The sequence below is a fragment of the Pseudidiomarina taiwanensis genome (assembly GCF_003987435.1).
In the GTDB taxonomy this organism is placed as follows: domain Bacteria; phylum Pseudomonadota; class Gammaproteobacteria; order Enterobacterales; family Alteromonadaceae; genus Pseudidiomarina; species Pseudidiomarina taiwanensis.
On record NZ_PIQG01000001.1, the window covers coordinates 714664 to 739526 of the forward strand.

The 24863-nt window shown below is 50.5% G+C and carries 26 protein-coding genes; 9 read left to right on the forward strand and 17 right to left on the reverse strand.

The annotated features are described in order from the left end of the window. Positions 1-44: 44 nt before the first annotated feature. Positions 45-755: a fatty acid metabolism transcriptional regulator FadR gene (gene fadR / locus CWI83_RS03455; RefSeq protein ID WP_126825727.1), complete on the reverse strand. Its 711-nt coding sequence runs from the start codon at positions 753-755 to the stop codon at positions 45-47. Positions 756-937: 182 nt separating this feature from the next. Between fadR and dsbB the strand changes: the two genes are divergently transcribed. Next, a complete protein-coding gene (dsbB, locus tag CWI83_RS03460) occupies positions 938-1456 on the forward strand; it encodes a disulfide bond formation protein DsbB (RefSeq protein ID WP_126825729.1) in 519 nt (172 codons plus the stop codon). Here dsbB and CWI83_RS03465 read toward each other — a convergent pair. The 10 genes from CWI83_RS03465 to CWI83_RS03510 form a co-directional block, all read right to left on the reverse strand. Then, positions 1453-1920 (reverse strand): YcgN family cysteine cluster protein, encoded by a 468-nt coding sequence (locus CWI83_RS03465; RefSeq protein ID WP_126825731.1) that lies wholly within the window; start codon positions 1918-1920, stop codon positions 1453-1455. The two genes, dsbB and CWI83_RS03465, sit on opposite strands and share 4 nt — an antisense overlap. Continuing rightward, on the reverse strand, positions 1913-2551 hold the full coding sequence (locus CWI83_RS03470; RefSeq protein WP_126825734.1) for a fumarylacetoacetate hydrolase family protein: 639 nt from the start codon (positions 2549-2551) through the stop codon (positions 1913-1915). Before CWI83_RS03470 ends, CWI83_RS03465 begins: the two co-directional genes overlap by 8 nt. After that, on the reverse strand, positions 2552-3541 hold the full coding sequence (locus tag CWI83_RS03475; RefSeq protein WP_126825736.1) for a lytic murein transglycosylase: 990 nt from the start codon (positions 3539-3541) through the stop codon (positions 2552-2554). It lies immediately after the preceding gene. Then, on the reverse strand, positions 3538-3801 hold the full coding sequence (locus CWI83_RS03480) for a YcgL domain-containing protein (protein ID WP_126825739.1): 264 nt from the start codon (positions 3799-3801) through the stop codon (positions 3538-3540). Before CWI83_RS03480 ends, CWI83_RS03475 begins: the two co-directional genes overlap by 4 nt. Before the next feature lie 6 nt (positions 3802-3807). Continuing rightward, on the reverse strand, positions 3808-4947 hold the full coding sequence (gene rnd / locus CWI83_RS03485; RefSeq protein WP_126825741.1) for a ribonuclease D: 1140 nt from the start codon (positions 4945-4947) through the stop codon (positions 3808-3810). 12 nt (positions 4948-4959) lie between these two features. After that, positions 4960-6639 carry a long-chain-fatty-acid--CoA ligase FadD gene (gene fadD / locus CWI83_RS03490; RefSeq protein WP_126826069.1) on the reverse strand — a complete coding sequence of 560 codons (1680 nt, stop codon included), beginning with the start codon at positions 6637-6639 and terminating at the stop codon, positions 4960-4962. Between the two features lie 78 nt (positions 6640-6717). After that, a complete protein-coding gene (locus tag CWI83_RS03495) occupies positions 6718-7617 on the reverse strand; it encodes an alpha/beta fold hydrolase (RefSeq protein WP_126825743.1) in 900 nt (299 codons plus the stop codon). Then, the gene (locus CWI83_RS03500; protein WP_126825745.1) at positions 7604-8170 is read right to left on the reverse strand and encodes a Slp family lipoprotein; all 567 of its coding nucleotides are present in this window, start codon (positions 8168-8170) and stop codon (positions 7604-7606) included. Before CWI83_RS03500 ends, CWI83_RS03495 begins: the two co-directional genes overlap by 14 nt. A gap of 29 nt (positions 8171-8199) precedes the next feature. Further along, a complete protein-coding gene (tsaB, locus tag CWI83_RS03505; RefSeq protein ID WP_126825747.1) occupies positions 8200-8901 on the reverse strand; it encodes a tRNA (adenosine(37)-N6)-threonylcarbamoyltransferase complex dimerization subunit type 1 TsaB in 702 nt (233 codons plus the stop codon). A gap of 18 nt (positions 8902-8919) precedes the next feature. After that, on the reverse strand, positions 8920-10839 hold the full coding sequence (locus CWI83_RS03510) for a DNA repair helicase YoaA (RefSeq protein WP_126825749.1): 1920 nt from the start codon (positions 10837-10839) through the stop codon (positions 8920-8922). Positions 10840-11189: 350 nt separating this feature from the next. Between CWI83_RS03510 and hisG the strand changes: the two genes are divergently transcribed. Genes hisG through hisIE form a run of 8 tightly spaced genes read left to right on the forward strand, consistent with a single transcriptional unit; the run spans position 11190 to position 18286 of the window. Beyond that, positions 11190-12098 (forward strand): ATP phosphoribosyltransferase, encoded by a 909-nt coding sequence (gene hisG / locus CWI83_RS03515; protein WP_126825751.1) that lies wholly within the window; start codon positions 11190-11192, stop codon positions 12096-12098. 14 nt (positions 12099-12112) lie between these two features. Further along, on the forward strand, positions 12113-13411 hold the full coding sequence (hisD, locus tag CWI83_RS03520; RefSeq protein ID WP_198677235.1) for a histidinol dehydrogenase: 1299 nt from the start codon (positions 12113-12115) through the stop codon (positions 13409-13411). After that, the gene (gene hisC, locus CWI83_RS03525; protein ID WP_126825753.1) at positions 13408-14484 is read left to right on the forward strand and encodes a histidinol-phosphate transaminase; all 1077 of its coding nucleotides are present in this window, start codon (positions 13408-13410) and stop codon (positions 14482-14484) included. The genes hisD and hisC overlap by 4 nt, the downstream gene beginning before the upstream one ends. After that, positions 14481-15557 (forward strand): bifunctional histidinol-phosphatase/imidazoleglycerol-phosphate dehydratase HisB, encoded by a 1077-nt coding sequence (gene hisB, locus CWI83_RS03530; protein WP_126825756.1) that lies wholly within the window; start codon positions 14481-14483, stop codon positions 15555-15557. The genes hisC and hisB overlap by 4 nt, the downstream gene beginning before the upstream one ends. After that, complete coding sequence (gene hisH, locus CWI83_RS03535) at positions 15554-16147, forward strand: imidazole glycerol phosphate synthase subunit HisH (RefSeq protein ID WP_126825759.1); 594 nt, start codon at positions 15554-15556, stop codon at positions 16145-16147. The genes hisB and hisH overlap by 4 nt, the downstream gene beginning before the upstream one ends. Then, positions 16147-16884 (forward strand): 1-(5-phosphoribosyl)-5-[(5-phosphoribosylamino)methylideneamino]imidazole-4-carboxamide isomerase, encoded by a 738-nt coding sequence (hisA, locus tag CWI83_RS03540; protein ID WP_126825761.1) that lies wholly within the window; start codon positions 16147-16149, stop codon positions 16882-16884. Before hisH ends, hisA begins: the two co-directional genes overlap by 1 nt. Further along, positions 16866-17639 carry an imidazole glycerol phosphate synthase subunit HisF gene (gene hisF, locus CWI83_RS03545; RefSeq protein WP_126825764.1) on the forward strand — a complete coding sequence of 258 codons (774 nt, stop codon included), beginning with the start codon at positions 16866-16868 and terminating at the stop codon, positions 17637-17639. Before hisA ends, hisF begins: the two co-directional genes overlap by 19 nt. An 11-nt stretch (positions 17640-17650) precedes the next feature. Then, complete coding sequence (gene hisIE, locus CWI83_RS03550) at positions 17651-18286, forward strand: bifunctional phosphoribosyl-AMP cyclohydrolase/phosphoribosyl-ATP diphosphatase HisIE (RefSeq protein WP_126825766.1); 636 nt, start codon at positions 17651-17653, stop codon at positions 18284-18286. Here hisIE and CWI83_RS03555 read toward each other — a convergent pair. From CWI83_RS03555 to htpG, 6 genes are all read right to left on the reverse strand, one after another. Next, complete coding sequence (locus CWI83_RS03555) at positions 18225-19631, reverse strand: MATE family efflux transporter (RefSeq protein WP_126825769.1); 1407 nt, start codon at positions 19629-19631, stop codon at positions 18225-18227. The two genes, hisIE and CWI83_RS03555, sit on opposite strands and share 62 nt — an antisense overlap. A gap of 19 nt (positions 19632-19650) precedes the next feature. Then, entirely contained in the window at positions 19651-20844 is a 1194-nt protein-coding gene (locus CWI83_RS03560) for an aminotransferase class V-fold PLP-dependent enzyme (RefSeq protein WP_126825771.1), read from the reverse strand. Beyond that, complete coding sequence (locus CWI83_RS03565) at positions 20841-21638, reverse strand: alpha/beta fold hydrolase (RefSeq protein WP_126825774.1); 798 nt, start codon at positions 21636-21638, stop codon at positions 20841-20843. The genes CWI83_RS03560 and CWI83_RS03565 overlap by 4 nt, the downstream gene beginning before the upstream one ends. 8 nt (positions 21639-21646) lie before the next feature. Continuing rightward, the gene (locus CWI83_RS03570) at positions 21647-22069 is read right to left on the reverse strand and encodes an MAPEG family protein (RefSeq protein WP_198677236.1); all 423 of its coding nucleotides are present in this window, start codon (positions 22067-22069) and stop codon (positions 21647-21649) included. A gap of 61 nt (positions 22070-22130) precedes the next feature. After that, positions 22131-22775: an adenylate kinase gene (gene adk, locus CWI83_RS03575; RefSeq protein WP_126825777.1), complete on the reverse strand. Its 645-nt coding sequence runs from the start codon at positions 22773-22775 to the stop codon at positions 22131-22133. A gap of 135 nt (positions 22776-22910) precedes the next feature. After that, on the reverse strand, positions 22911-24815 hold the full coding sequence (gene htpG, locus CWI83_RS03580) for a molecular chaperone HtpG (RefSeq protein ID WP_126825780.1): 1905 nt from the start codon (positions 24813-24815) through the stop codon (positions 22911-22913). Positions 24816-24863: the final 48 nt, after the last annotated feature.

Genomic DNA, 24863 nt, shown 5'->3' on the forward strand with positions numbered 1-24863 from the left:
CGCCATCCTGAAATTAAAAACGCCGGCAACTTGCCGGCGTTTTTTTATTCTATTAAATCAGCGGGAATGTCACCGCGTAAGCTCTGCCAAATTTTTCCTGACTCGTAACCGTACTGACGCACTAAGTTAGCGGCCTCACCCTGTTCTCCTTGTTCGGCAATTGCCAGTAACTCGGCATAATACTTGCGCGCTAGTGCGCGCGCTTCCGAATTGGAAAAATAAAACTTACCAATGCGCGAATATAAGCCTTTAAAGCCATTTAAGATCAGCACATAAATCGGGTTACCCGAGGCCATTGCGAGATCGTGATTAAGGCGATAGTCATACTCGGCAAAGGCTTCTGCATCGTCACTCAATTCCGCCGCTTGTGCCAATAGCGCTTTCGCTTCCGCAGGTTTATTACGGACCGCCGCACGAATATAGATGGCGCTGATATTGGTGCGTGCCGATAGCAGTTGGTCAACCAACACCGGCATCCCATCTTCATCAAGGCGAGCCAAGGTTTCCAAGATGTTTAGCCCTGAAGTTTCCCAAAAGTTATTCACCTTGGTTGGCTTACCATGCTGAATGGTTAACCAGCCATCACGCGCCAAGCGTTGTAACACTTCGCGCAAGGTGGTGCGCGTAACTCCGATTAATTCCGATAGTTCGCGTTCTGCGGGAAGAATGGTACCGGGCGCAAAGTGCCCGTTCCAGATGGACTTGACGATGTACTCCTCGGCAAACCCAGCTGGACTCTGTGCCTTAATAATCATGAATGAACCTGCGTCTGAGATAATCGTACCTATGAGTTCTGTAATAGGTTATGAATAGCGACGATTTTAACAGTGTTTCCAATGGTCGGACAAGTTTTGTTGCACTGCACAAACGGTCTTTACTTTCAGCCGCCTTAATTGCACCATACTTGGGTCGATTCATTACCAAAAGCCTGATTAACATGACTCAACTTGCTCGTCTCTCTCGTCTGCGCTGGCCCTGGCTCATCTTGAGTATCTCAGCCTTTGGCTTAGTCGGATTCGCCTTGTACCTGCAACATGGTTTAGGGCTGGAGCCTTGTGTTAAATGTATTTATCAGCGTGTGGCCGTATTGACGATTGGGGTAGCAGGCTTAATTCCGCTCATAAATCCAGAACGCCCGGTGCTGCGCAGTGCGGGTTATCTACTATGGCTCATCGGTGCCGGCTGGGGGCTTATCATTGCTCATGAGCATTACAGCTTACAATATTCCGCGAATGCCTTTTTCATGGTCTGCGATACCTTCCCTAACTTCCCAAGTTACTTGCCTCTCCATGAATGGTTACCGGGCTTATTTGGAGCACCAGGCTTATGTGGAGACATTGATTGGCAATTTTTAGGCTGGAGCATGCCGGCTTGGATGCGGGTTATTTTTAGTCTCTACTTAGTGATAGGGTTAGTGGTGCTGGTTAGCTCACTGTGGGTGTATCGCCGCGTTTAATCGCAATCGGCAAGTGGCCAGGTGACGATCGCAGCCGTCGTCACTTGCGCCTCAGTTTCGCTCACCACCCGCCCAGCAACGCTCATTCCAGCTGCTTGCATCGGCTCCTGAGAACCATTATGCCGCAGCGGATGCCAACTCGGCAGCGAACGTCCATTTGCCAAGCGTCGATAGGCACACGAGTCCGGTAAATAATCGAGCTCCGCAACATTTTCAGGACGAATTACGACACACTCGGGAACCGATTTAAACCGCTGCCGATAGTCACTGCAACGGCCCGTTTGGCAGTCTAACAAACGACATGCAACATTGGTGTAATGGACGGTTTCAGCCGGGTCGTCCTCATCAATAAGTTTATGCAAGCAACATTTACCGCAGCCATCGCACAAAGATTCCCATTCGCTAGCGGTCATCTCACTGAGGCTTTTAACTTGCCAAAACGGCGCGTTTGCTAAGTTAGCCATAAACTTGTCCGGAGAAACTCCAATGCTGGTGCGCTTGGCTCAGCTCGGCACATACTTGATCGCCCGGCAATAAGGCCGCAACCCCGGCAGGAGTTCCGGTTAAAATAATATCACCGCGCTGCAAGCTAAATGCTTTACTGATATCACTGATGAGTTCAGCCATGGGAAACAGCATATCTTGGCTATTTCCTTGCTGCCGCAGTTGGCCATTCACCGCCAGCTGAAACCTCAGTGGCTGACTTAAATCGAGCTGTCTCCGCTCAATCCACTCACCCACTACGCAGGCACCGTCAAAAGCCTTCGCACGCTCCCACGGTTGGCCTTTGTTTTTCAGTTCCGCCTGCAAGTCTCGCAAGGTTAAATCAAGCGCTAAAGTGATTGCATCAACGTAATCGAGCGCAGTGTCCGCCTCAATTTGACGGCAATCACGAGCGATTCTTAACGCAATCTCAAGTTCATGATGGCAATCAGTGCGCCCAACTGGAAGCCGGATATCGCTAAACGAAGTCAGGCTTGATGGCGGCTTCATAAATAAAATCGGTCGTTCCGGTAGCGGATTATTCAGCTCACTGGCGTGGGCGGCATAATTGCGCCCCACACAAACAATTTTACTCGGTGCTACCGGCTGCATTTAACGTGGGAACCGAATGCGATCAGACAAATAGCCGACTGCCGCAACAAAATAATGCGACCGGTTCCAACGCATCAGGGCATCGTAATTGGCATAAGCAAGATAGACACGCCCCTTCTCATCATCAGGGATGACCACAGCAGCTTCGATATCATCACGCTGTGGCAAATCTGTGCCATCGAGACGACGGATGCCCAGTTGCTGCCATTCAGCGAGTGATTTTTTCACCTTTAAGCCAGCTAACTCTTGGTCAAAATCGACCGGCAATTGAACTTGACGTCCCCAGGTCACATCATCGCGCCAACCTACGCTTTTCAGATAATTTGCCGCTGAGGCAAACACGTCACCCAGTGAGCCCCAAATATCTTTGCGGCCATCGCCATCATAATCGACCGCATAGCTCATAAATGAACTCGGCATAAATTGGGTTTGCCCCATCGCACCAGCCCATGAACCTTTCATCTGGGCGACATCGATATGGCCCTCTTCGATAATCGTCAGCGCATGCCACAGCTGCTTTTTGAAAAATTCTTCACGACGCCCTTCATACGCCATAGTCGTTAACGCTGAAACCACGTCAAAGCCACCGGTGTAGCCACCAAAGTTGGTCTCGATGCCCCATAAAGCAACAATAAAGCGCGGTTGGACACCGTATTCAGCCCCGATTTTTTCTAATAATTCGCGGTGTTCATTGTAGAGTTCAATAGCTTTCTTTGATTTCCACTCAGGGACCGCACGGGGTAAATAGGTATCTAAGGTCAATTTGAATTCGGGTTGATTTTTATCTGCTTTAATTGACCGTTGATAAAACTTCGCCTCAGCAAAAGCTTTTTCGAGAGTCTCCTCAGAGTAACCCGCTGCGCGCGCCTCTTGCTTGATCTGATTCACATACTCAAAGAATCCTTGCTCCGACGGCAGCGCGGCCTCATCGGCCATACTGACCTGACTCAGACTCACCCAAACTATTGCCAACAATACCCGTTTAATCATGGTTTTAACTCCGTTTTCAGCAAACTTTCTTGCGCTGGTGGTAACTGTAAGTAGAACCCTGGTTGTTGCAAGTGCTGCAATAACTCAGTCGCACTTAAACGCGCTAACTTACGCTCGGCGGTTACCTTTATCACCATCACTTCTATAGGTTGACCAAAGCTTTGCCGCAAAGGTTCAGGGACCACTGAAAAATCAGCTGGATGAGGCAAATAAAGATAGGTATCTTGCTTTCTCGAACTACGATAAACGGCAACTAACATCGAAACTCAATTCTCTAATAACTCAGTCAGCGTTGCAGCAAGCAATTCGCCTCGCCAACTCGATAATAAATCAGGTTTCGGCAGGCGCTTACGCAGCGCCGGTGGGATTTGCCAAAACCAATGGATCACATCATTTATTTGGCGCCGCGAACCAATCAGCCCTACCCCAATATTAAGGGCCTCGGCCTGCGCATCAAGCACTTGTTTGATGGCTTTGTAAGCGGCTTTATAGCCACGCATATCCGTTAAGCGTTGCAGCTCCACCAAATCCGCCGAGGACTCGTGCTGAGCCGCTGCAATGAGTTCGAGAATCGCCTCACCAGCATAACGGATGGTCACCGGCGATAATTCACTAATGCTATGCAGATGCCTACGCTGCTGCGGCAGCTTGCGCGCCAGCTCCAGCAGACTATTATCCTTCGCCACAAAACTAAGTGGAATATCTTGCGCTTGAGCCCGCTCAAAACGCCATTTTAACAGCTTTTGCAAGGCCACCAGCTGAGGACCGCGACACTGCCAAGCGTTACCAAAAAACAAATACAGCAATTCACTCGGGGTCTGCTGCTGGCGTTTCGCCACTTGAAAATGCGTTTCGGCCAGAACCAACTCTCGCAGCTGAGGCTGCTGGTCAAGTTGTGCGGCAAGTTGCGGGTAGATTTGCTGCAAATAGGTCACATCTGCTGCGGCATAACGCAGTTGCTCTTCGCTGAGCGGGCGGGCCGTCCAATCGGTTCGGGATTGCGATTTATCGAGCACTGGCCCACCAAACCGCTCGACCAATGCCGCATACCCCAGCGCATCGCCCATACCGAGAAAGGCAGCGGCGATTTGGGTGTCAAACACATTGTTCGGAACAGTGCCCATTGCTTGACCGAGAATTTCATAATCCTCGCCACCGGCATGAATCACGACTCGAATACTTGGATTAGCCAGGAGTTGCCACAAGGGGCGTAAATCCGCTATCGCAAGCGGATCAACCAAAACGAGTTGATCATCCACCGCTATTTGGATTAAACCTAACTTGGCGAAATAAGTTCGTTGCCGAACAAACTCGGTATCTAAGGCGAGAAAAGAGGCCGAACCTGCGCGCTCACAAAAGCGTTCTAGTTCGGCCTGTTCAGTAAGTAAACTATAGGACTCAGTCATCAACGAAACAGCTTATGCCTCAGCCTTCTTGAGTTCCTCATCGCGCAATTCACGACGCAATATTTTACCCACGTTTGTTTTTGGCAGTTCATCTCTAAACTCGACAAACTTCGGCACTTTATAGGCGGTCAGATTCTCGCGTGCGTAGTCAATCAATTCACGCTCGCTTACACCACCGGCCTTGGCCACCACAAAAATCTTCACCGCTTCACCTGATGAATCATGTGGGACCCCAACCGCTGCGACTTCCAGTACTTTTGGATGTGCGGCGATAACATCTTCGATTTCATTCGGATAAACGTTAAAGCCTGAGACTAAAATCATATCTTTTTTACGGTCGACAATTTTAAAGAAGCCCTGCTCGTCCATCATGCCGATGTCGCCCGTGCAGAACCAATCGTCTTGCATCACTTTGGCCGTCTCTTCTGGGCGGTTTAAATAACCAACCATGACCTGCGGACCCCGTACTTGTAGTTCGCCTGCTTCACCAATACCCAGCACTTCACCACTATCCACATCGACCACTCGGACCTCGGTCGACGGCAATGGAATACCAATGGTGCCATTATAATGCTCGATATCCGTTGGGTTGGTCGTGACCACTGGTGAACACTCAGTGAGGCCATAGCCTTCGAGCAATCGTGACTTGGTCACTCGTTCCCACTGCTCGGCTACAGAGCGTTGCACCGCCATACCACCCCCCATGGCGATTTTGACGTTAGAAAAATCAAGATCTTTAAAACCCTCAGTGTTAAGCAAGCCATTGAACAGAGTGTTCACGCCCGAAATCATCGAGAATGGGTGCTTCGCGAGCTCTTTAACAAAAGCAGGCATATCGCGAGGATTGGTGATTAATACGTTACTGCCACCATGCTTAATAAAGGTCAGGCAGTTCACTGTCAGCGCAAAAATATGATACAGCGGGAGCGCAGTGATAATCGTTTCTTCACCATCGTTAACGAGTGGATTAAATACCGCAGATACCTGCTCTAGGTTTGCCACCATATTACGATGCGATAACATGCCCCCTTTGGCCAACCCTGTGGTGCCGCCGGTATATTGTAGAAATGCCAGGTCATCGCCACTGAGCTGCGGTCGACTGTAACTTGCCTGCTGGCCAATATTTAGAGCTTTGCGCATCGCGATGGTATTTTTCAGATGATAGCTTGGTACCATCTTTTTCACGTATTTGACCACTGCATTGACGATCCAGCGCTTCGGAGCATCGAGTAAATCACCAATACTCGTCACAACAACCTTTTCTAAATTGACATCGGCAATCACTTTTTCGAGCGTATGCGCAAAGTTATCAAGAATGACGATGGCTTTCGCATTCGAGTCAGAGAGCTGATGTTTCAATTCGCGCGGCGTATACAGCGGGTTGACATTCACGACCGTCATCCCTGCGCGCAAAATGCCAAATAACGCGACCGGATATTGCAGTAAGTTCGGCATCATCACGGCGACTGCATCGCCTTTTTGTAGGCCTATGGATTGCAGATAGGCAGCGAAGTTACGCGTCATCTTATCGAGCTGACTGTAACTCATTTGACAGTCCATATTGATGTAAGCAACACGATCGCTGTATTGCGCCATACTCTGCTCGAGAATATCTACGAGCGAGCTGTAACGGTCCGGGTCAATGGTTTCCGGGACTCCAGCTGGGTAACGTTTTAACCAGATCTTATCCACCACGGATGTGCTCCTGCTTTATTCTATTTGTTTAGACGACCGCAATAATGGCATATCCGACCAGTGTTGCCTAGTCGTTCAGGTGTTAATCATCCGTAGAAATAAGGCAATAATCGCATCCGGCTGCTCCATGTGCACATGATGCCCGCCATTGATGTCAACTTGTTGCAGCTGCGGCACCAAATGTCCCCACTGCGCCACCGCTTGGCGCAATTCTTGATGTCCTGAAGTCCCCAAGACCAAGGTGAATTGCGCTTCAATTGCTTGTAACAGGTCGGCAACTTGGGCATCGGTTAGGCGTGTCGGTGAAGCAACTCGGAGTAAACCATCGGCGCGGAAGCGATAGTCGTGCTCGGCTAACTTTTCGATCCCGCGGTCGACGAGTTGCGCCGCGATCTGCTCCGAGAAGTCGCCGGCTTTTGCGCGAGCTTGGATCCCCGCTGCAACAGTCGGATAATGCGGACGCCGTTTTTGCAGTTGCGCATCACGGCTCAAGAAACCTTTGCGCATCGTCGCTTGCGTTTGCTCGGGGCTCTGACTCAGCAGACCAAAGGCCTCAATTGCTAGCAATCGCGTCACGCGTTCGGGGTCGACAGCGGCAAAAATATTTGCCACAAACGCCCCCATTGAGTGCGCGATAATCTCTAACTGCTGCCAGTCTTGTTGGCGGGTTAAACTCCAAAGGTCATAGACGTATTCAATAAAAGGGTAAAAACTACCTTTTGGGCGTTTATCACTCAGCCCATGCCCGGCCCAATCAAGTGCGATCAGTTGGTGAGTTTTGACCAAATCAGAGGCTAAAAAAGCCTCAGCAAGGGGAAGAAAACTGTGCGCGTTATCAAGCCATCCATGCACACAAAGGAGTGGTCTGGCCGTAGCATCGCCCCACGCCAAACCACGCATTGTTCCCCACTCTAATTGATAACTAACGTTTCGAGCTGCGGCTTTGGTCTGCCGCCAACTCTCAGCCATTGTCATCTGACCCTTGTCGATCACCAACAGGAATCACTACGGGTGCCGGATACACAAACGGCCGCGTGAAATAATAATGGCGATACCAAAGTGAGCTATAGTCGACTTGGACAGGACGTTCTTTAATTTCTTTCCACAGATACATGTCGCTGACATTTAGAGTTGGGAATAGATAAGTATAGTCATCAATCTGACCTTCTTCAGGAGCACCTATCTCGCCCACAAAACTAATTGAGCGACCTTCTTTGTACACCACGGGGTCAACGAATTGATCGATCTTGGCACGAAAACGACCATCACTTTGATCGCTTACCATGGGGCGTGCCCAACTTTGTAGTGGGAAATTCACCACCTCGATCACCGTGCCATTTTCAGTGTTGCGAACCGCTGCGATAACCCCTCCCCAGCGGGCCTGCTCACCCTGCGCGGCTGCCCCACGCTCTAACGCCTCGGAATAATCCGTCAACACCGTTGTTTCAGTCACCTGCAACGGCTCTGGAATCGCACTACAGCCAATCAAGGCCAGACAAGCCGTTACGCTTAATAATAATTTTTTCATGTTACTACTCCTTTCCCAGCAAACTAACGCTATTCACGTCCAGGAAGCTTTTTCCAAGTCACTTCGTTGCGCACGTAAAGTGGCTCTAATTGTGCGGCTGTCAGCACCACCGCATGCTCGGCTTGACCAAGTTGCAACATATCGCGCGCCAATGGAAATTCCACTTCTGAGAGGACCTTAATCCCACCATTTGGCGCCAATATCTCACTGTAATCTCGCCAACCCGTACCACAGCCAACAGTGGCATCTGGCCACCAAGTTTGCGCATTTAATTCCGCCAATGCCGCCATCTGGGGCTCGATGGTACACTCTGCCAACCCGGCCCGATTTTGATAGCGGGCGATATATACCTCGCCCATCCGCGCATCAATGGCCGCCACCACAGCTTGCGCTTGCTCCAACCGCATGGCTTGTTGCGCTAGAGCCGCCAATGTTGTCACCGGAGTCAAGGGGATATCGTGACTATACGCCAACCCTTGCGCAACCGAGACGCCAATCCGCACTCCGGTAAAACTTCCTGGACCATGCCCTACTATGATGCGCTGAACTGCTGCAAGTGTGACATCGAATTCGGCCAGCAATTCCTCGACGAAAGGCAAAATCTTTTGCGAATGCTCACGGGGAGCCAAAATTGCTCGCTCAGCAATTTGGTTGCCAACCTGAAGGGCGACTGAACACATCTCGGTTGAGGTATCGAGTGCTAAAATAATTGGTTCAGCAGAACTTGCCATAGCAAAATGTCGCTCCTGTTATTGCGGTTCAAGGTGATCTAAAAATGCCAACGCTTGCTGTAAATCTCTACTTCGCGGCATCGCCGGTAAGCTCGCCAAAAACGTGCCACCATAGGGTTTCGTGACCAAGCGTTGGTCGCATACGATTAACACCCCACGATCATCTCGATCGCGAATTAGTCTCCCTGCGCCCTGTTTCAAACTAATCACAGCCTGCGGTAATTGTACCTGAGCAAACGGATCCAGACCACGCATCCGCGCATCTTCTACCCGCGCTTGTAACAATGGTTCGTCTGGCGCCGCAAAGGGTAACTTATCGATGATGACACAACGCAACGCATCACCCTGAACATCCACGCCCTCCCAAAACGAAGCTGTACCGAGTAACACCCCATTTCCAGCGGCGACAAATTGCTCGAGCAGCTCGCGCTTACTGGTCCTTCCTTGCACAAACAACTCCCGCTCGGTCAGCAATTCAAGCTGTGCTGCAACCCGCTGCAACATGCGATGGCTGGTGAATAACACAAAGGTTCCACCTGTTTGATTTACCGCAAGAACTTCGGTAATGACCTGCAGTAGCGCATCCGCCATCTGTGCTTCATGCGGTTGTGGCAGATAGCGCGGTACACACAGCAGCGCCTGCTGCGCGTAATCAAAAGGACTTTCTAAACAAAGCGTTTCCCACGCATCGATCCCCAGTTGTTGCACAAAATGAGAAAAATCAGTGCCCACCGCAAGCGTCGCTGAGGTAAAGATCCAACTACTCCCCGATGCTTTAAGATAACCGCCAAACTTGTCAGCTACATCGAGTGGGGTTTGATGCAGAGTGATATGGCGCGGTGTTGTTTCAAACCAAAAACTAAATCCGGTGCGCTCGGTATCCTGCAATTGTTGCCACTTGTGTAAGAAGTTACTCGCGCGCTCATAACCATTATCCAAATCCGTATGGCGTCCCAAGGCATTTTTTAAGACATCCACTAAAAACTTTAAATGTTCAGCGACCAGTTCCGCCGCCGCCACAACCTCGGGACGTTTACGATAATCACGCCAATTCCCACGTTGCGGATCCGCGGCAAAGACCAACCGCCAATCCCGCAAGCTACTCAATAGCTTATCTGCAGCTTTATCAAGTTGGCGTAGATCTTTTACTTCAGTCAAATAGAGCACTTTCAACTCTTGCGCCAGCTCTTGCAGTTGTCGACTCGATACCGCTTCACCAAAATATTGACTGGCAATATCAGGCAATTGATGTGCTTCATCAAAAATAACGCTGTCGACCGCAGGAATAAGCTCACCAAAGCCGGTGTCTTTGAGCGCCATATCGGCAAAAAACAGGTGGTGGTTTACAACAATGACATCCGCTTCTAGCGCGTTTTTGCGGGCTTTCACTAAGTAACACTGATCATAATCGGGGCAATCACGCCCCAAGCAATTATCCACCGTGCTGGTGATCTGTGGTAACACTTCTGCATCTTCTTGCAGAATATTAATCTCGCCAATATCACCATTGTCGGTGCGCTGCGCCCAACGTCGCACCTCTACCAATTGCTGCTGCAGGTGCGCGGATAGCTCACACCTGTGCGCAACGGCTTGCCCTAGCCGATGAATACACAAGTAATTGGCGCGCCCTTTCAACAAGGCCACCACTTTTTCCGGCGCAAGCGCATCGCGCAAGAGTGGGAGATCGCGGTGATAAAGCTGCTCTTGCAGGGCTTTGGTGCCGGTTGAAATGATCCCTTTGGCCCCACTTAATAGTAGTGGCGCCAGATACGCAAAAGTTTTACCGGTACCGGTTTGCGCCTCCACTACCAGCTGTTTGCGCTCGGCAATTGCGGTCGCGATCGCAGTCGCCATTTCAGTCTGCGCTGGGCGCGGTTGGAAGCGGGGTAATAATTTCGCTAAATGGCCATTTGGTTGAAACAACGAACCAATTTTCATGCTGGATTAAATGCCAAAAGAGTAAAACCATCACTTTACGGAGATTAATTCACAAGAGCAATCTTCTGTCTGTGCAAGAACGCTTAAATTAATGTACAACTTGATACATCTTTTTCAATAAAACCTATCTTTTAGGCGCTTTTGTTGTTGAACGGCCAATTCAAAATCTATACAATTCACCGCGTAAAACATTTCTTTAAGGATTCTGAATGTACGTTTTTGTTTGGCACCATCATCACATGACCTAGCCTGCAAATCATTTGCGAGGCTAGCATGGTTGTGGTTGCCTCGTTCGTACATTGTACCCCCGCGAGGTTAACCTTCCCGGGGGTTTTTTGTAGGAGAAATTCATGGTTGTAGAAAAGAGTTCAAAACGGCTAACCATTGCCATTCAAAAGTCAGGTCGGTTGAGTAAAGAGTCAATGAAACTGCTTGAAGCCTGCGGCTACAAGTTTAGTTTGCACGAAGCCCGACTGCTGGCACACTCGAGTAACCAACCCGTTGATTTACTCCGTGTTCGAGACGATGACATTCCGGGTTTGGTCATGGATGGCGTCGTTGATATTGGCATTATTGGTCAAAACGTATTAGAAGAAGTCCGATTAGAGCGTGCTGCAACACAAGTTAATAATGATTTTAGCGCGCTGCGCTCACTCGACTTTGGCGGCTGTCGTTTATCGCTTGCCGTTCCGAAAGAAGACGATTACCAGGGTGTGCAAGATTTAAATGGCAAACGTATTGCGACCACATACCCCTACTTGTTGCAGGATTATTTGCGCCGCCAAGGGGTCAATGCCAGTACCGCCATATTAACCGGAAGCGTCGAAGTCGCCCCCCGAGCAGGTCTTGCCGATGCAGTCTGTGATTTAGTCTCAACCGGTGCCACTTTAGAGGCTAACGGGCTGGTCGAGAAAGAGATCATCTTCACTTCGACGGCTCAATTAATTCAACGCCCGGAACCTTTATCTGCAGAAAAACAAGCGATTGTCGATCAATTACTGCCACGTATCGATGGCGTATTGATGGCAAAAGAGAGCAAGTACATCATGTTACACGCGCCAAAAGACCGGCTCGAACAGGTCGTTGCCCTGCTTCCAGGCGCCGAAAGACCGACTGTTCTTCCGCTCAGCCACACCGAAGAGCAAGTTGCGGTCCACGTGGTCAGTACTGAAAAACTGTTCTGGGAGACCATGGAAGAACTCAAAGCCATGGGTTGTAGTTCTATCCTAGTTTTACCTATCGAGAAAATGTTGGGTTAGGCGGCGAGGTCTACATGAATATTTATCAGTGGTCACAGCTAAATCAAGCACAGCAGCAAGGCATACTAGAGCGACCTGTGCAGGGTCAGTCGGCGCAATTGGAACGACAAGTTGCAGCCATCATCGAGCAAGTCCGCAGCCAAGGTGATGCCGCAGTGCTTGAGTTAACAGCCAAGTATGATGGGGTTGAGCTCGACTCGCTGCGTTACCCCTCTGCTGCCATAAAAGCCCGTGCGGCACAACTTGACGGCGCAACCAAAGCCGCCATCGATACCGCCTATGCGACCATCAAAACCTTTCACCAGGCGCAACAACCGCAACCGATTAGTATCGAAACTGCGCCAGGTGTTGTGTGCCAACAAAAGTTTCACCCACTGGATGCGGTTGGGCTCTATATCCCCGGCGGAACAGCCGTTCTGCCGTCAACGGCACTGATGCTTGGCGTGCCGGCACAACTCGCCGGTTGCCAGCGTAAAGTCCTGGTCAGTCCGCCTGATGCCGAGGGTCAATTAGCGCCAGCAATATGCTATGTCGCCAGCCTCTGTGAGATAGATGAAGTTTATTTGTGTGGCGGTGCGCAAGCGATTGCTGCGCTCGCTTACGGTACCGACTCGATTGCGCCAGTGCTTAAAATATTCGGGCCGGGTAATAGCTATGTCACCGCCGCAAAGCAATTCGTAGCGCAAGATCCGGCTGGATGTGCCATCGATATGCCAGCAGGACCTTCTGAACTATTGGTAATTGCAGATGAGAGCGCGCGTCCGGCCTACGTGGCAGCGGATTTGTTATCCCAAGCCGAACACGGCAGCGACTCGCAGGTTATTCTCGTCTCACCAAGTGCCACGCTGGTTGAGCAAGTCGCACAACAGGTCGAACAACAACTGGCTGAACTTCCGCGTCGGGGCATCGCCGCACAAGCATTGCAAGCGAGTGCACTCATTGTCACCGATGATCTCGCCCAAGCTTTAGCGATTAGCCAGAGCTATGCACCAGAGCACCTCTCGGTGCAACTTGATGATGCTGAACAAGTGCTACCCCAGTTAACCACGGCGGGTTCAATTTTTGTCGGTCACTACACCCCTGAATCAGGTGGTGACTATGCCACGGGGACCAACCATGTACTCCCAACTTATGGCTTTGCGCGTAATCACAACAGCCTCGGCTTGCTCGATTTCTATCGCCGCTACACCGTACAAAAAGCCAGTCGCGAAGGTCTTGAGGGGCTCGCTGCGGCCATTATCAACTTAGCCGAGACCGAATCATTGCGCGCTCACGCTCGAGCGGTTTCGATTCGTCTAGAGGATTCGCTATGAGTGACGTAACCAATGAATTAGTGCAACGCCTACAACGGCGTCACCTGGCACAGTTGACCCCCTATGCGTCAGCGCGGCGGAGCATGACGGGCGGTAGTATTTGGCTAAATGCTAATGAAGCGCCGTACACCCCAAGTGCTTCGAGCGAAAACCTTAACCGCTACCCGGATTTTCAGAATCCAGCCTTACTGCAAGGCTATGCCGATTATGCTGACGTTGAGGCAAATCAAGTTATTGCGTGTCGGGGTAGCGACGAAGCCATTGATTTGTTGATTCGAAGTTTTTGCGAGCCCGGCCAAGATGGTATCCTGATTTGTCCACCGACCTATGGCATGTATGCCATTTCGGCACAAACTCATGGCGCCGAAGTCGTGCAAATTCCACTGGTCGATACCGATGCCGGCGCCCTGCAACTCGACGAGGCTGCCATTATTGCTGCGCTGCCAGGGACAAAATTAATCTTCCTTTGCAATCCATCTAATCCACTGGGTAACGAATTAGAGCGAGCCGCTATCGAGAGGATTCTAGCGGCCACTCGTGAGCAATGTTTGGTGGTTGTAGACGAAGCCTATATTGAATATATCGGCGCTGCGAGTGTCATCGATTTACTCGCAAACAATCCGCACTTGGTTATTTTACGTACCTTATCGAAAGCTTTTGGCTTAGCCGCATTGCGTTGCGGTTTTGCCCTCGCAAACCCTGCCGTGATCGAGGTCTTGCGTAAAGTGATCGCGCCTTATCCACTGCCGCAACCGGTGGTCGATAAAGCGGTTCGGGCGCTCACGGAGCCGGCCCTTGCTGATATGAAAATACTGGTGCAACAAAGCTTAGTCTTACGCGAGCAACTTATCGACTGGCTTGCTCGCTGCGACTGGGTTAACTATGTATACCCAAGTGTCACCAACTTCGTGTTGGTGCAAGTTGACGATGCCGAGCAGCGTGTTCGCCAGTTCCAACAGGCTGGAATTCTGGTGCGCAATCAGTCAAGCCAACTCGGCTTAAATCAAGTGATTCGAATTAGTATTGGCAGTGCAACTGAACTGGCCGCAGTTAAAGAGGTGCTTGAAGCATGAACGGACAACGCATTTTATTCATTGATCGCGACGGCACCTTAGTCGAAGAGCCTCCCATCGATAAACAGTTGGATCGGCTCGATAAGTTCAAACTTGAACCGAACGTGATTCCGGTCTTGCGCGATCTCAGCGCTGCCGGCTATCGACTCGTGCTGGTCTCCAATCAAGATGGTTTAGGGACTGCGAGCTTTCCTCAAGCAGACTTTGATGCACCACAGCAACTGATGCTCGAGATCTTCGCTTCACAAGGCATTCAGTTTGATGACATTCTTATTTGTCCGCACTTTGCTGAGGATAACTGCAGTTGCCGCAAGCCAAAATTAGGTCTCGTCAAAGACTATTTGCAACAAGGCAAGATTGATTTTACTGACTCGTATGTCATTGGCGATCGGGAAACAGATGTCGAGTTAGCGCGGAATATGGCGCTCCCAAGTTTTCGCTATGACCGGCAAGACTGCAATTGGGATATGATTCGACACCAACTACTGGACCGTCCGCGCACTGCGACAGTGCAGCGCACGACCAGTGAGACCGATATTCGCATTGTGCTTGATCTCGACCAAACAGCGAAACCACAAATTAGTACCGGTATTGGATTTTTTGATCATATGCTTGAGCAGATTGCCACCCACGCTGGTTTTAGCCTAACGGTTGCCGTGCATGGCGATCTTCATATTGACGAGCACCACACCGTTGAGGACACCGCTTTAGCCCTTGGGCAAGCATTACGCTCGGCGCTCGGCGAGAAACGTGGCATCGGTCGGTTTGGCTTCGCCTTACCTATGGATGAGTGTCGGGCTGAGTGTTTATTGGACCTCAGTGGTCGCCCCTATCTGCAATTTAGTGCCGACTTCAGCGCCACCACAGTGGGACAAATGTCGACCCAAATGGTTGAGCACTTTTTCCGCTCACTCAGTGATGCCATGGCTGTTTCGTTGCACCTGTCGACTACTGAGGGCAATGCTCACCACCAAGTTGAGAGCTTGTTCAAAGTATTTGGGCGCGCCTTACGCCAAGCTATTAGCCGCACTGGCGAGACCAGTTCACCTTCGAGTAAGGGGATGTTGGCATGACCCAGTTGGTAATTGTTGATACGGCTTGCGCAAACTTAAGTTCAGTGCGCTTCGCCTGTGAGCGGTTAGGGGTTGAGCCGGTATTGAGCAACGACCCGGCGGTGATTAAAGCGGCAAGCCACGTTATTTTGCCAGGGGTTGGTACCGCCAAAGCAGCAATGCGTAATTTACATCAACTCGGTCTGGTCGAAACCTTGCAACAACTCACCCAACCCGTATTGGGGATTTGCCTTGGGATGCAATTGCTCGGGCGCTGGTCAGCCGAAGGTGAGGTCGAATGCTTAGGGGTTATTGATATGCAAACAGAGCGCCTTCAGGTGACTGACCTGCCGCTACCGCATATGGGCTGGAACACGCTCAATATTAGCCCTGAACACCCCTTGTTGCGCGACATTCCCGACTCAAGTTGGGTGTATTTTGTGCACAGCTACGCAGTTCCCGTTGGAACTTACACGATTGCTAGTTGCCAATATCAACAACCGTTTTCGGCCATTGTTCAGCACCAGAACTTTTACGGTGCGCAGTTTCATCCTGAGCGTTCTAGCCAAATTGGGGCGCAGCTTATTCAAAACTTTTTGGAGTTATCCTGATGTTAATTCCAGCGTTAGATCTTATTTCAGGGCAAGTGGTTCGGCTTCAGCAAGGTGACTTTGCCCGCCAAACAACATTTGCTAATGACCCGTTGCCATTGGTCAAAAGTTATCAAGACAGCGGTGCCCAATGGTTGCATTTGGTCGATCTTGATGGGGCTAAGGACCCCGCCCAGCGCCAGCTTAAGTTGATTGAAAAAATCACCGCCAGCACTTCGATGGCAGTTCAAGTGGGCGGCGGCATCCGCAGCAAGGCAGATCTTGAGCAGCTATTTGCGCATGGCGTCAAACGTGTGGTGATCGGTTCACTCGCCGTCAAACAGCCACAACTGGTGCAAGCTTGGCTGCATGAATTTGGTCCTGATGCGATTGTCCTCGCACTCGATGTTAACATTGCCGACGATGGCCAAGCTTACCTCGCTACCCACGGTTGGCGCGAAACCTCAGAGCAAACCCTTAATGCAACATTGGCCGAATTTAGCCAAGATGGGCTGCGTCATGTTCTGTGTACCGATATCGCTCGAGACGGTATGCTATCGGGCCCTAATGTCGATTTATATCGCCAACTTAAACAACAGTTTCCGCAGATCAAATTACAAGCATCGGGTGGCGTTTCTTCACTCGCTGACTTAACCGCTTTACAAGCCGTTAACTGCGATGCGGCAATCCTTGGCAAAGCGCTACTCACCGGGCAATTCACCCTAACGGAGGCACTGGCATGCTGGCCAAACGCATAATTCCTTGTTTGGATGTTCGCAATGGGGAAGTCGTTAAAGGTGTTCAATTTCGCAATCACGAAGTGATCGGTGCCATCGAACCCCTCGCAGAACGCTATGCTTTAGAAGGTGCGGATGAACTCGTCTTTTACGACATTACTGCTTCGGCAGATGCGCGCGTGGTGGATAAATCTTGGGTGGAGCGCGTCGCGCGCTTAATCGATATTCCGTTTACCGTTGCCGGCGGTATCAGTAGTTTGCAACAGGCCCAAGAAATCTTAGCTCTCGGCGCTGACAAAATCAGTGTCAACTCACCGGCTCTGCGAAATCCCGACCTCATCAACCAACTCGTTGACGAGTTCGGTCAGCAGTGCATCGTTATCGGCATTGATAGCTTCTACAACGCCGAAACTGGGCAATATGAAGTGTATCAATTCACTGGGGATGAAAGTCGCACCCAAAAAACTCAATGGCAAACCGCAGATTGGTTGGCTGAAGTAGTCGCACGAGGTGCTGGCGAAGTGGTGCTAAACTGTATGAACCAAGACGGCGTGCGCAAAGGCTACGATATTGAGCAGTTGGCAAGCCTGCGCCAAGCCTGCCCTATTCCATTGATTGCATCAGGTGGCGCCGGTGCGATTGAACACTTTGTCGAGGTATTTGACCGAGCTGATGTAGATGGTGCGCTGGCAGCCTCCGTCTTCCATAAGCAAATCATCGCCATTGCCGAGCTCAAGCAACAACTTGCTCAAGCTGGAATTCCAGTTCGTCAGTAACAAGGAACACTATGCGAATTACGTCTAACACTACCGAAATCGACTTTGCCAAAGCTAACGGTCTCGTCCCGGCGATTGTCCAACATGCGCGCAGCGGCGAAGTACTGATGCAAGGCTATATGAACCAGGATGCCCTTACTACGACCCTCACTGAAGGTCGTGTGACCTTTTTCAGTCGGAGCAAACAGCGACTCTGGCAAAAAGGTGAAAGCTCTGGCAATACTCTCTCGGTTGAGAGTGTTCATACCGATTGTGACCGCGACAGCATTTTGATTTTGGCACTCCCCGCAGGCCCCACCTGCCACTTAGGCAGTTCATCCTGCTTTAGTGCTGACGATCTCAGCCATTTACCCGAACTAGAGCGGCTCCAGCAGCGCATTCAAGCGCGCGCAAGTAGCCAAGAGAGCGGCAGTTATACCGCAAAGTTGTTGGCTCGCGGGAGCAAGCGCTGTGCTCAAAAAGTGGGTGAAGAAGGGGTTGAAGTGGCACTCGCAGCAGCTACCGAGAACGATCCCGAGTTACTGAATGAGAGTGCCGATTTACTCTACCATCTGCTGGTGACCTTAGAGTCTCGAGGTCAAAGCCTTAATCAAGTGCTGCAGGTGTTAGCTGAGCGGCGAACTGCTGCGTCACCCGCCGCCGAATAATTTTCAAGCGCCAAGTCAATAAAACGGCGGCGACACTCAAGCCAACAATAAACCCTATCCACATGCCGGCCGCACCGAGCGCCGGCATTAAGATGTCGGTTCGCGACAGCAAAATGCCCACCACTAAACCACAGGGCCAATAGGATAAGAAAGTGATCACCATCACTGCGCGGGTATCTTTGTAGCCGCGCAAGGTTCCAATGGCGATCGCTTGAAAGGTATCTGAAATCATAAAAATGACGGCTAAGCCCATCAGACTTGCGGCTAACTCAATGACCTCACGGTTATCTGTATATAAGGAGGCAAGCCAGGTCGCGCCAAACCACATACCGAGGCCATTGACGATGGCAAAGGCAACCCCGTAATAGTTGGCCAACCGATAACTCAGTTGTGCCCCATCGGGACGACCTGCGCCGAGCGCAAAGCCTACCCGAAGGGTTACCGCCATCGAGAGGCTTAAAGGAACCATATAAATCAATGAGGAAATATTCAGTGCAATTTGATGGCTTGCCACAATGGCTGCTCCAAGCGGAGCTATCACCAAGGCTGCCGCAGCAAATAAGCTCACCTCAAAAAACATTGAGACGGCGATTGGAAAGCCAATCCGAACCACGTAAAAGACATCATCCCAAACCGGCTTGTACCACTTACTAAACAAGCCAATCTCTTTGAAGCGACGGGTCAACAGCACATAGCCAAGCAAACCCAGCGCCATGACCCAGAGGACCAGTGCCGTGGCAATACCGCACCCTGCTCCACCGAAAGCGGGGATCGGACCGTAACCGTAGATAAAAATCGCATTCAGTGGAATATTGACCAGTAACCCAATAATCCCAATCACCAATGATGGCATGGTAAAACTTAAGCCCTCGCAAAAATTGCGCAGCACTAAGTAAAGAATGACCGCTGGGATACCGTAGGTAATAAAATCGAGATAAGCTAGCGTAATCGCTCGAAAATCATCCGCAACATCCATTTGCGTTAAAATCACGGGCGCAGCCTGAATCACTGCAAAACACAGCAACCCGCCTAACAGTGCGGCATAGAATCCTTGCTGCGTCATATTCGCAACTTGCGCGAGTTTATTGGCTCCATGAAAGTGCGAAATAATCGGCGCCAGAGCCAACGCTAGCCCCATAATAAGTAAAGTAGAAGGAATCCAGATACTGCCACCCACGGAAACTGCCGCAAGATCCGTTGCGCTCACTTGCCCAGCCATAATGGTATCCACCACGCTCATTAGCACTTGGGTGAGTTGCGCGATCAAAATGGGGCCCGTTAAGCGAGCTAAAATTTTACTCTCCCGCCACCAAGCTGACGCCGGTGCGACTGCGGCTGTTGACATTAAACTATCCTAAATTGCGTTATGCGAATAATTGCGTGGCTTGATCAAGGCAAGCGATAAAAGCCTCGATTTGTGCGCGGGTATTATACGCTCCTAGCGAAACTCTGACTACCGCTGGGACCGCAAGAGAAGTTAATAAGGGTTGCGCGCAATGATGACCTGCACGAACGTAGAAACCATGTTGGTCTAACCATGCGGCAAGGTCTGCCGAGTGAATATGACGATGATAAAAACTTAGAGTGGGAGTATGCAGCTGGCCACTGGGCAAGACTGCAATATCAGTGCACTGAGCGAGCGCTGTCGCCAATTCATGGCGCAACTGCTGTAATTCAGACTCTAACTGGGGTTGCTGTGATAACCAGTCGCAGGCCTCGGCAAAGGCAACAACAGCTGCTGTATTCGGTGTCCCTGCCTCGAATTTCTCGATTGTTTCAAGATAGTCAGCATGCTCACAGGTCACTCGGGTTACAATCCCGCCACCGCGACGCCACGGCGGCAACTGCTGCCATAATCGTGGCTTAACCGCGAGCGCCGCAGCACCGGCAACCCCATACATCTTATGGGCACTCCAAACCACGGCGTCAGCCACTTGGCAGAGCGGCGCGAGCGGCTTATGAGCGGCATATTGAGCGGCATCAATGATACTCACGGCACCTTGCTGATGAGCCGCGTGCAACAACTCATGCAGATTAAAAATAGTGCCACTGACATTACTCGCGGCGGTAACACTGACCACCTTAGTGCGTGGTCCAAGCAAATCTTCCCAAGCACCAAGCTCACCGGTGTCGGGTACGATCGGAATAAATCGTAGCTTTAATTGATAGTGCTGAGCTAGAGCCTGCCATGGTAATAAGTTCGCATGATGCTCAGCCATGCTCAGGAGAATTTCATCTCCGGCTTGCCAGTCGATGGGTAAGCTCCAGGCAAGATCGTTCAAGACCTGAGTAGTGGAGACCTGTAATGATAGGTTCTCCGCATCCACTCCAGCAAACTGAGCAAGGCGGCGCCGAGCGCACTCGAGCAGACTGGTTGCTTGCCGGCCAAGGCGGTGATTACTGCGATGCACATTCGCATGTTGACTCTGGTAATAATGATTCAGACGCACCAATACCGACTCTGGCACCTGGCAACTTGCGGCACTATCAAGATAGGTCGCAGTTGGGTGTGCGCGACACCATGGGAATTGCCCGGCGCGGTCAGTTAACTGACTCATGCAGCTGTACTCGTCAGAAAATTGAGAATCGCTTGATTCACCTGCGCGGCATGAGTGATCGGGCCCATATGCCCGGTTGGGAGAGTCTTAGCCGTCACCTCAGGGAGTGCACTCAAAAGCTTATCCGCAACGGCGTGCGCACTTTGACGGGTGTGCTCGCCCCTGAGTAACAAGCTTGGCACCTTGATATTACGGTAGTCATCAAGACCATAGGGCTCGCCCATCAGTGCCGAGAAATCATAGTTGACCTTATCCCCCTGAGCGATCATGAGCCCCTGCATCTTACTCGGTAAAGCAGCAAAGAACCCGTGAAAATTCCAATAATCGACAAAGCCTGCGGTCGCTTCGGCTTGGCTTAACGACGCCATATTCTCCGCAACTTGGTCAATTTCTTGGCGAGCGGCTTCCGTTGCCTCTAACAGATGAAAAGCAACCGGTTCGAACATCACCAAACGGGCGACCGCAAAGGGTTGCTCAAGCGCTAATTTAAGCGCGAGAGCGCCACCATAAGAATGACCGATCAAGGTTACCGGCTGGCGCACTTGCGCCTTCTCTAGCGCCTCTAATATGCGTGGTATTTCAGCTTCAAAGCGGAATGACTCGGGTGTTCCAGTAACTGCGGGTGCCGCGCCATAGCCAAGTAGGTCAACACTCAGTACCGCATAAGACTTGGCCAGTTCAGCAACCAAAGCACGCCATTGCCCCGCGCTACTTTGCGAACTGTGTAACAACAGCACGGGTGGCTTTGCGGCATCACCGGCAAAATACACTCCAGGTAATGACAGATCACGCATGCTCAACCTCAGCCACCCCACATTCTGGCAACGGCAAAGCCTATCAAATAGCCGGCACTAAACAGCAGGACTACGAAGGTAAGCAGCATGCCGACAAAACGTGGTACCGAGGTTCCTGCGCTTTGTTTTAAGCCAAGGGCATGGAGGATACGGCCGATAAAAAGCCCCGCCCCCAAGGCATGCAACAAGATAGGGTTGGCACCAACGAGTTCCATCATCAGTAACATCAGTAGCAGGAAAGGTACATATTCAGCAAAGTTACCGTGGATTCTGACCGCAATTGCGAGGGCTTTTGAGTCGCCGTGACCAATTCCAACGCGCTCACGCCGTCGCACCACAATCACTCCATATGCGAGCACGAGGTATAAAACTCCTAAGAGGCCAGCGTAAAATAAGCTTATAACTGGCATATTGATGGTATCAAATGACATCTGTTGTTCCTCAATAAAAAAGCCCACACGCGGTGGGCTTTGTAAACACTTGCGTGGCGTTCTAGGCGAGTAATTGTTTTAATTCCGCACTAATCAATTCAACGTCACGGTTCCCATCGATACGATGGAATTTAGTTTTGCCCTGCTCGGCTAGTTTACGATAATACGCAATCAAAGGCTCGGTTTGTTCATGATAAATTGCTAACCGCTTACGCACGGTTTCTTCTTTATCATCGGCTCGAATCACCAGTTCTTCACCGGTCACATCATCAACGCCTTCGACTTGCGGCGGGTTGTGCTCAATGTGGTAAACCCGACCTGAACCTGGATGCACCCGACGTCCAGCCATACGCGCTACGATCACCTCGTCAGCGACATCAAATTCGAGCACACAATCAATATCGATACCAGCTGCATGCATACCATCCGCTTGCGGAATGGTGCGTGGGAAACCATCGAGTAAGAAGCCGTTTGCACAATCTTCCGCGGCGACGCGCTCTTTCACTAATCCGATCATAATATCATCGGATACTAACTGCCCTGCATCCATCACGGCTTTCGCTTGTAAACCAAGCTCAGTACCCGCTTTAATTGCAGCACGTAACATGTCTCCAGTTGAGATCTGTGGGATTCCAAACGTCTTCATCAGGAACTGCGCCTGAGTACCTTTCCCTGCGCCCGGAGCGCCCAACAGGATAATGCGCATGAACAACCTCTTTTCAATTAATGGCGAAATAGCAAAAAGCAAATAAATAAGCCCGAACTTTACCGTGCATGTTCGGGCTTTACAAGTCCGAGCATTGCCAGACTTTAGTCTGACAGCTCAGTGATGGCGGTCAAGTTAGGCCGATTCAGTCAGCTCTAACATCATACTATTCAAGCGGGCGACAAATTGTGCCGGATCTTTGAGACTCCCACGCTCCGCTAATGTCGCTTGATCTAACAGTAGCTGCGCCCATTGTTCGAACCGCGCATCATCTTTCAAGGCAACCACGCGCTGTACCAGGGCATGCTGTGGGTTCAACTCAAAGATATACTTGGTTTCAGGCACTTTTTGTCCAGCAGCTTCCATCAGTTTGGCCATCTGCGTGCTCATATCATCATCATCAGTGACGATACAGGCCGGTGAATCGGTCAAACGATGCGTCACGCGGACATCTTTCACCCGCTCGCCAAGGGTTTCTTTAAAGCGCTTCACCTGCTTAGCAAAGTCTTTTTCGACCTTTTTCTGCTGTTTCTTGTCATCCTCATTATCAAGGTCGCCAAGATCAAGATCGCCACGCGTGACCGCCTGGAATGGCTTTTCTTTGTACTCACTTAAATGGCTCATCAGCCACTCATCGATGCGCTCAGACATCAGCAGTACTTCGATACCTTTCTTGCGGAAAATCTCGAGCGCAGGGTTGTTAGCGGCAGCTTCATAACTATCCGCAACGATGTAATAAATCTTGTTTTGCTGCTCTGGCATCCGCTCTAGGTAATGATCGAGGCTAACCGTAGCTGCGGCACTATCATTATGAGTTGAAGCAAAGCGCAATAAGCCGGCAATTTTCTCTTGATTAGCCGGGTCTTCCGCCGGACCTTCTTTCAAGACATTGCCAAAGGTGTCCCAAAATTCTTGATAGGTTTCAGGTTCATCTTTCGCCAGTTTGCTCAGCATGCTAAGCACTTTTTTGGTGCTACCGTTGCGCATTGCACGGGTAATTTTATTATCTTGCAAAATTTCACGTGAAACGTTCAATGGTAAGTCGTTCGAGTCCATTAAACCCTTCACAAAGCGCAAATAGCTTGGCATCAACTGTTTCGCATCATCCATGATGAACACACGTTTCACATACAGTTTAATGCCGCTTTGTTGTTCACGGTTCCACAAATCCCATGGCGCCCGTTTTGGAATATAAAGTAAGCTGGTGTATTCGTGGGTACCCTCGACTTTGTTGTGGCTCCACAATAATGGGTCCTCAAAATCATGGGCGACCGATTTATAAAACTCTTTGTACTCGTCGTCGCTGATATCAGCCTTTTCACGCGTCCACAGCGCTTGTCCTGAATTCACTGCTTCCCAGCTCTCTTGCTTTTGCTCTTCGTCATCGCTGACATTCGCTGGCATTTCAACTGGGATACTCAGGTGATCAGAATACTTGGTAATGATTCCGCGCAAGCGGAAGTTATCCAAAAACTCTTCGGCATCATCGCGTAAATGGAGAATGATATCGGTTCCACGTTTGGCCTTTTCGATTGAGGCAATGGTGAACTCGCCTTCTCCGGCAGAAACCCATTCGACCGCATCACTCGCATCAGCACCGGCGGCCCGAGTGCGAACCGTTACTTTATCGGCAACAATAAACGCTGAATAAAAGCCGACCCCGAATTGGCCAATCAGGCGGCTGTCTTTGGCTTGGTCACCAGAGAGTTTACTAAAGAATTCTGCTGTACCCGACTTGGCAATCGTGCCTAAGTGTTGCATCACTTCATCGCGGGTCATACCGATACCGTTATCACTAATCGTGATGGTTTTCGCATCTTTATCAGCAGCTACGCGAACCCGTAATTCACTATCGTTGGCAAGCAGGCTATCGTCGCTTAACGCCTTAAAGCGCAGCTTGTCTGCCGCATCAGAAGCATTCGAGACAAGCTCACGTAGGAATATTTCTTTATTGGAATACAGAGAATGGATCATCAAATGAAGCAACTGCTTCACTTCTGTTTGAAAGCCATGAGTTTCCATATGCTGGCTATCAGCCATAGTCTTATCTCCTCAACTGACCATTAAGTACTGCTACAATAAATGGGG

What these genes read in the sequence shown, in the direction of transcription:
- hisG (WP_126825751.1), top strand. Translation starts at nt 11,190, where the DNA reads ATGGTTGTAGAAAAGAGTTCAAAACGGCTAACCATTGCCATTCAAAAG.
- CWI83_RS03465 (WP_126825731.1), bottom strand. Translation starts at nt 1,920, where the DNA reads ATGGCTAACTTAGCAAACGCGCCGTTTTGGCAAGTTAAAAGCCTCAGT.
- CWI83_RS03565 (WP_126825774.1), bottom strand. Translation starts at nt 21,638, where the DNA reads ATGCGTGATCTGTCATTACCTGGAGTGTATTTTGCCGGTGATGCCGCA.
- fadR (WP_126825727.1), bottom strand. Translation starts at nt 755, where the DNA reads ATGATTATTAAGGCACAGAGTCCAGCTGGGTTTGCCGAGGAGTACATC.
- adk (WP_126825777.1), bottom strand. Translation starts at nt 22,775, where the DNA reads ATGCGCATTATCCTGTTGGGCGCTCCGGGCGCAGGGAAAGGTACTCAG.
- hisA (WP_126825761.1), top strand. Translation starts at nt 16,147, where the DNA reads ATGTTAATTCCAGCGTTAGATCTTATTTCAGGGCAAGTGGTTCGGCTT.
- CWI83_RS03495 (WP_126825743.1), bottom strand. Translation starts at nt 7,617, where the DNA reads ATGACAATGGCTGAGAGTTGGCGGCAGACCAAAGCCGCAGCTCGAAAC.
- hisF (WP_126825764.1), top strand. Translation starts at nt 16,866, where the DNA reads ATGCTGGCCAAACGCATAATTCCTTGTTTGGATGTTCGCAATGGGGAA.
- hisH (WP_126825759.1), top strand. Translation starts at nt 15,554, where the DNA reads ATGACCCAGTTGGTAATTGTTGATACGGCTTGCGCAAACTTAAGTTCA.
- CWI83_RS03555 (WP_126825769.1), bottom strand. Translation starts at nt 19,631, where the DNA reads ATGTCAACAGCCGCAGTCGCACCGGCGTCAGCTTGGTGGCGGGAGAGT.
- CWI83_RS03560 (WP_126825771.1), bottom strand. Translation starts at nt 20,844, where the DNA reads ATGAGTCAGTTAACTGACCGCGCCGGGCAATTCCCATGGTGTCGCGCA.
- CWI83_RS03570 (WP_198677236.1), bottom strand. Translation starts at nt 22,069, where the DNA reads ATGTCATTTGATACCATCAATATGCCAGTTATAAGCTTATTTTACGCT.
- CWI83_RS03470 (WP_126825734.1), bottom strand. Translation starts at nt 2,551, where the DNA reads ATGCAGCCGGTAGCACCGAGTAAAATTGTTTGTGTGGGGCGCAATTAT.
- hisB (WP_126825756.1), top strand. Translation starts at nt 14,481, where the DNA reads ATGAACGGACAACGCATTTTATTCATTGATCGCGACGGCACCTTAGTC.
- hisD (WP_198677235.1), top strand. Translation starts at nt 12,113, where the DNA reads ATGAATATTTATCAGTGGTCACAGCTAAATCAAGCACAGCAGCAAGGC.
- tsaB (WP_126825747.1), bottom strand. Translation starts at nt 8,901, where the DNA reads ATGGCAAGTTCTGCTGAACCAATTATTTTAGCACTCGATACCTCAACC.
- rnd (WP_126825741.1), bottom strand. Translation starts at nt 4,947, where the DNA reads ATGACTGAGTCCTATAGTTTACTTACTGAACAGGCCGAACTAGAACGC.
- hisIE (WP_126825766.1), top strand. Translation starts at nt 17,651, where the DNA reads ATGCGAATTACGTCTAACACTACCGAAATCGACTTTGCCAAAGCTAAC.
- hisC (WP_126825753.1), top strand. Translation starts at nt 13,408, where the DNA reads ATGAGTGACGTAACCAATGAATTAGTGCAACGCCTACAACGGCGTCAC.
- CWI83_RS03510 (WP_126825749.1), bottom strand. Translation starts at nt 10,839, where the DNA reads ATGAAAATTGGTTCGTTGTTTCAACCAAATGGCCATTTAGCGAAATTA.
- htpG (WP_126825780.1), bottom strand. Translation starts at nt 24,815, where the DNA reads ATGGCTGATAGCCAGCATATGGAAACTCATGGCTTTCAAACAGAAGTG.
- CWI83_RS03500 (WP_126825745.1), bottom strand. Translation starts at nt 8,170, where the DNA reads ATGAAAAAATTATTATTAAGCGTAACGGCTTGTCTGGCCTTGATTGGC.
- CWI83_RS03480 (WP_126825739.1), bottom strand. Translation starts at nt 3,801, where the DNA reads ATGTTAGTTGCCGTTTATCGTAGTTCGAGAAAGCAAGATACCTATCTT.
- dsbB (WP_126825729.1), top strand. Translation starts at nt 938, where the DNA reads ATGACTCAACTTGCTCGTCTCTCTCGTCTGCGCTGGCCCTGGCTCATC.
- CWI83_RS03475 (WP_126825736.1), bottom strand. Translation starts at nt 3,541, where the DNA reads ATGATTAAACGGGTATTGTTGGCAATAGTTTGGGTGAGTCTGAGTCAG.